The 5,227-nt window shown below is 69.8% G+C and carries 4 protein-coding genes and 1 tRNA gene; all 5 read right to left on the minus strand.

Annotated features, from left to right (window positions below):
* Window positions 1–192: 192 nt before the first annotated feature.
* The 5 genes from VFM98_RS11065 to rsmB all read right to left on the minus strand — a co-directional run bounded on the left by VFM98_RS11065 (window position 193) and on the right by rsmB (window position 5,226).
* Window positions 193–267, minus strand: a tRNA-Phe gene (locus tag VFM98_RS11065).
* A gap of 80 nt (window positions 268–347) precedes the next feature.
* Entirely contained in the window at window positions 348–1,067 is a 720-nt protein-coding gene (locus tag VFM98_RS11070) for a response regulator (protein WP_325109976.1), read from the minus strand.
* A gap of 85 nt (window positions 1,068–1,152) precedes the next feature.
* Complete coding sequence (locus tag VFM98_RS11075) at window positions 1,153–3,429, minus strand: ATP-binding protein (protein ID WP_325109977.1); 2,277 nt, start codon at window positions 3,427–3,429, stop codon at window positions 1,153–1,155.
* A complete protein-coding gene (locus VFM98_RS11080; RefSeq protein WP_325109978.1) occupies window positions 3,426–4,055 on the minus strand; it encodes a DUF4390 domain-containing protein in 630 nt (209 codons plus the stop codon). Before VFM98_RS11080 ends, VFM98_RS11075 begins: the two co-directional genes overlap by 4 nt.
* Window positions 4,027–5,226, minus strand: a complete 1,200-nt coding sequence (gene rsmB / locus VFM98_RS11085) for a 16S rRNA (cytosine(967)-C(5))-methyltransferase RsmB (protein WP_325109979.1) — start codon at window positions 5,224–5,226, stop codon at window positions 4,027–4,029. Before rsmB ends, VFM98_RS11080 begins: the two co-directional genes overlap by 29 nt.
* Window position 5,227: the final 1 nt, after the last annotated feature.

A 5,227-nucleotide genomic window follows, 5' to 3' on the forward strand; every position in this document is an offset into this window, starting at 1 on the left:
AGGTGGGGTTCATGGCTCGTCGACCTCCAGGCGATGCGTGCGCCGCCCATGAAGTCAGGGCGCAGCGTTGGGATGCGACGGCCGCAGTACTGAAGCTGCGACCAAGTCTGTGGACAGGCCGTGATACCGCCTGAACACTGAAACGTCGCGGCCTGGCGACCAAACCGCAACGCAAGTTTTGCTGGCTAAAAATGGTGCCCGGAGGCGGATTTGAACCACCGACACGCGGATTTTCAATCCGCTGCTCTACCAACTGAGCTACCGGGCCGTGAGAGGGAGATTATAGCAGGGACGCGGAGCGCGCCCCTGCCCCTGCCCTCCCCCAGCGGGGGAGGGGGGAAGAGACATCAAGCCGCCGACGACGAGTTGCGCTTGCCGCGCGACAGGTCCACGCCCAGCTGCTTCAGCTTGCGATACAGGTGCGTGCGCTCCAGGCCCGTCTTCTCCGCCACGCGCGTCATTGAGCCGCCTTCCTTGGCGAGATGGAACTCGAAGTAGCACTTCTCGAATTCGTCGCGCGCGTCGCGCAGCGGCTTGTCCAGCTCGAAGACCTGGCGTGCCTGCGGGCCGATTTCCACTGCGGGCGGCAGGCTCTGGCCGCCGGTCATCGCGGCTTCGACCGTGAGCTCCTGCACCGGCATCGGCACCACCACGCCCATGCCCGGCTTGCGCGTCGTGGGCACCGCGGCCAGCGCCGCCGGCGTGTTGCGCGCCAGCCCTGCTTCCACCGCCTTCAGCAGCTTCTGCATGGTGATCGGCTTTTCGAGGAACGAGTGGGCGCCGATCTTGGTCGCCTCCACCGCGGTCTCGATGGTCGCGTGGCCGCTCATCATGACGACGGGCATGCTCAGCAAGCCGCTGGAGGACCATTCCTTCAGCAGCGTGACGCCGTCGGTATCGGGCATCCAGATGTCCAGCAGCACGAGATCGGGCCGCGTGCGCTGGCGCGCCGCCCTCGCCTGCGCCGCGTTCTCTGCGAGTTCGACGGAGTGTCCTTCGTCGTTGAGGATCTCCGAGAGGAGATCGCGGATCCCCAGCTCGTCGTCCACCACCAGTATGTTTGCCATCAGCCTTTCCTGCCCCTCACCCACTCGTTGCCGCCCGGCGGATGCCAGGCCCGGCACGAGTGCTTCAGCCCCCCAAGAGCCGTTGTTAACTCGCAACTCCAAATGATAACGACACTTGCGCCCCCCGGATCACGCCTTCGGCCACGCGATTCTTGAGATCGATGCGGGCTCCGTGCTCATCCGCGATTTTTTTCACGACGGCCAGGCCGAGGCCCGTGCCCTTGGCCTTGGTGGTGACGTAAGGCTCGAAGGCGCGCTTCAGGATGTGTTCCGGGAAACCGGTGCCGCTGTCCTGCACGATCAGGCGCACGCGCCGCGAGGCCTCGCTCCACTGCGTGCGCACGGTGACTTCGCGCCTCGCGCTGCCTTCGGTGGCATCTTGCGCGTTCTGCAGCAGGTTGTGGATGACCTGCCGCAACTGCTGCGCATCTCCCAGGATGCGCGGACAGGCGGGATCGAGCTCCGCCCGCACTGGCACCTGCGAAGGCCCGCGCGCCGGGTCGCCCTCGCGCGCATAGAGGTGCAGCACGTCGTTCACCAGCGCGTTCAGGTCCACGGGCTTGAGTTCCGCGGCCGGCAGCCGCGCGTAGTCGCGGAACTCGTTGACCAGCCGCTTCATGGATTCGACCTGCTCCACGATCGTGTGGACGGATTTCCCGAGCATCGCGCGCTCGGGGTCGCCCAGCTTGGAGGCAAGCTTCAGCTCCAGCCGTTCGGCCGAGAGCTGGATGGGCGTGAGCGGGTTCTTGATCTCGTGCGCGAGCCGGCGCGCCACCTCGCCCCAGGCCTGCGCCCGCTGGGCGGAGACGATCTCCGAGATGTCGTCGAACACCAGCAGGCGCCCTTCGCTGGGCAGGGGCGCGCCGCGCGCGACCAGCGTCACCATGTTGGCGGCGGCGCCCGCATGCGCCAGGTTCAACTCGAAGGTCTGCTGCCAGTGGTCCACCAGGATGGTGTGGGTGCGCTCCTGCAGGAAGTCGTCGAAGCGCTGCTGCACGTCGGCGCCGAAGGCCTCCAGCCCCGGCACTTCGGCCAGCGGCCGGCCGCGGTACGCGTCCAGCGGCACGTGCAGGATCTCGGCGGCGCCGGGGTTGGAGGTCTCGATGAGGCCCTGCGCATCGAGCACGATCACGCCCGCGGTGAGGTTGTCCAGGATGGTCTGCAGGTGCCCGCGCGCCGCGCTCACTTCCTCGATGCTGCGTTCCACCGCGTAGCGCGCGTCGGCGAGCTGCTGCGTCATGTCCGCGAAGGAACGCGTGAGGCCACCGAGTTCGTCCTTGCCTTGCAGCGCCGGCTTGGGCGAGAGGTCGCCGGCCGCGACCTCGCTCACGCCGGCGGCCAGCAGCAGCAGCGGCCGCATCAGCTGGTTGCCCAGGATGATCGCCAGCAGCACCGCGCCGAACACGGCGAGGAACAGGCTCAGGGTGAGCGTGCCGATGTACATGCGCCGCAGGCCCTGGCGCGCCAGCGCCCGCTCCTGGTATTCGCGGTTGGCCTCCTGCACCGCGATGGCGTTGGCCACCAGCGCCGGCGGGATGGTCACCGTGGCCTGCAGGTAGCGCGACTCGGCCAGCAGCCCCAGGCTCGGTTGCGGCACCGGCACGATCGCCTTGATGCGCGCGGTGCTGGCCGAGGCCGCGCCGGGATCGTCGAAGCCTTCGATCACCGTCACGCTGCGCTGCGCGCGCACGGCCCGCAGCTGCTGCGGCGTGGGGCGCTCGGGCCTCAGCTGGAAGCGCGAGGCGCCCGCGCTCGCGATCATCTGGCCGGCGCCGTTCCACAGCACCACGTCGGCGGCGCCGAGCTGGTCGCGGATGCGCTCCAGCACCAGGCCGGCGGAGGCATCGGGCGTCTCGGCCAGCCGCTCCGCCGCTGCGCGGCTCTTGCTCGCGAGGTCGCTGGAGAGCGTGTCGAGCGTGGCGCGCCCCAGGTTCAGGCCGGCTTCCAGGGCGCCTTCCACCTTCACGTCGAACCAGGTCTCGATCGAGCGCGAGACGAACTGGTAGGACACGACGTAGATCAGCACCCCCGGCACCACGCCCACCAGGGTGAAGATCAGCGACAGCTTCACCAGCAGCCGGCTGCCGAACTTGCCGCGCCGCAGGCGCGAGGCGAGCCGCACGAACACCCACAGGATCACGGCCAGCAGCACGCCGGCCACCACCATGTTGAGCGCGAACAGGCGCCCGTAGTTGCGCTCGTAGAACTCGCGGTTGTTGGTTGCCTGCGTGAGCAGGAACATCAGCACGATGCCGATGCCGATCGCCACCGCGATGCCCACCACGATGGCCCAGCGCCAGGCGCGCGAGCTTTCGATCAGCTTGCGCGGCGGGCCTTCGGGCGGGCGCGGCAGCGTGGTCACTTGGAATCGAGCTGCAGGCGCTGGTTGCGCACGGCCAGGATGATCCAGTCGGCCTGCCCCACCGCGCCGATCTGGAACGGGCGCGGCAGCTGCGACACGTCGAGCCGGAAGCGGAAGTCGATCGTGTGGACCGAGTCGGGGTCCACGGCCGATGCACGCGCGATGCGCCAGCCGGAGATGCGCTGCAGCGCGGCCAGCGCCTCGTCGCGGGTGTCGAAGTTCTGCCCCAGCACCAGGCCGGCGTTGCCGATCGGCGCCGAGGACACCTGCAGCCGCCAGCGCCGCGTGAGCGGCTGGTAGGACAGGCGCATGTGGCGCGTCGCGAAGGCCACGCGCTTGTCGTACCAGTACCAGCGGTCCCGGTAGATGGCGGCCTCGGCGAGGAAGTACATGGGGATGCCCTTCGCCAGCGCATCATCCACCACCTGCGGCAGCTCGAAGCGCACCGCGGCGCTCAGCAGCACGTCGTCTTCGGTGCGCTCCACCTCGAGCTGGGTGACTTCGGCCATGTGGATCTGGGCCGAGGCGTCGCGCCCGCCGGCCAGCGCCAGCACCAGCGCCAGGGCGCACAGCCCCACGGCGACGAACAGGGCGCGCTCAGGCCTCCGGGCGGGTCGCCGGTGCATGCCGTGCACTCTTTTGCACCACCGCGTAATAGAAGCCGTCGTGGTCACGTGGCTCATTGTCCCGGACGCCTTCGGGATGCGCCCGGTCCCGGGGCAGGAAATGGCCCGGCCCGGGCCGCAAAAGAGCCGAGCTGTTGTGTGCAAGAAACGCCTCGATCTGCTGCGCGCCTTCGGCCCGGAAAACCGAGCAGGTGCAGTACACGAGCGTACCGCCCGGCTTCAGCAGCGGCCACAGCGCAGTGAGCAGGCGCTTCTGCTGGGCGGCAAGCTGCGCCACGTCGGAAGCGCGCCGCAGCCAGCGCACGTCGGGGTGGCGGCGCACCACGCCGGAGGCGGTGCAAGGCGCATCGAGCAGGATGGCGTCGAAGGGCTCGCCATCCCACCAGGCCGCGGGCTCGCCCGCATCGGCGGCGCGCACTTCGGCCTGCAGGTCGAGCCGCTGCAGGTTCTGGTGGATGCGCTCGCAGCGCACCGGGTCGACGTCCAGGGCCAGCACGCGGGCATGGCGCGCCAGCTCGCACAAATGCGCGGTCTTGCCGCCCGGCGCGGCGCAGGCGTCCAGGATGCGCAGCGGCGCGTCGAGGGGCAGTCCCTCCAGCAGCAGTTGCGCGGCCAGCTGCGCGCCGGCATCCTGCACCGACCAGAGGCCGTCGGCGAAGCCGGGGATCGCGTCCACGGGATGCGGCCGGTCGAGAATGAGGCCGTGCAGCCCCACCGGCTCCGAATCGATGTGCTGCGCCGCCAGCAGCTGCTGCAATGGCTCGCGCGAGATCCGGTGCGTGTTCACGCGCAGCGTCATCGGCGCGGGCGTGTTGTTCACCTCCAGCACCTGCTCCCAGTCCTGCGGATGATCGTGCTGCAGCCGCGCGATCCACCACTGCGGATGGTTCCAGCGCGCCACCGGGTCGGCCTCGGTGGCGGCGACCAGGGCCTCGCGCTCGCGCAGGAAGCGGCGCAGGCAGGCGTTGATGAAGCCCTGCTGCGCGCGCGTCTCCTTGCCGCGCTTGGCGGCTTCCACGGCCTGGTCCACCAGTGTGAAGGGCTCGTAGGGCGCGCCCTCCTCCTGCCAGGCGAGCGCCAGGGCGGTGGTGAGCAGGGCATCGGCCGCGGGCGGCGGCGGCTTGCGTGCCAGCTGGCGGCGCAGCGCTTCCGCGCGGCCCAGGTGGCGCAGC

The organism is Ramlibacter sp. (genome assembly GCF_035706265.1).
Classification (GTDB): domain Bacteria; phylum Pseudomonadota; class Gammaproteobacteria; order Burkholderiales; family Burkholderiaceae_C; genus Ramlibacter.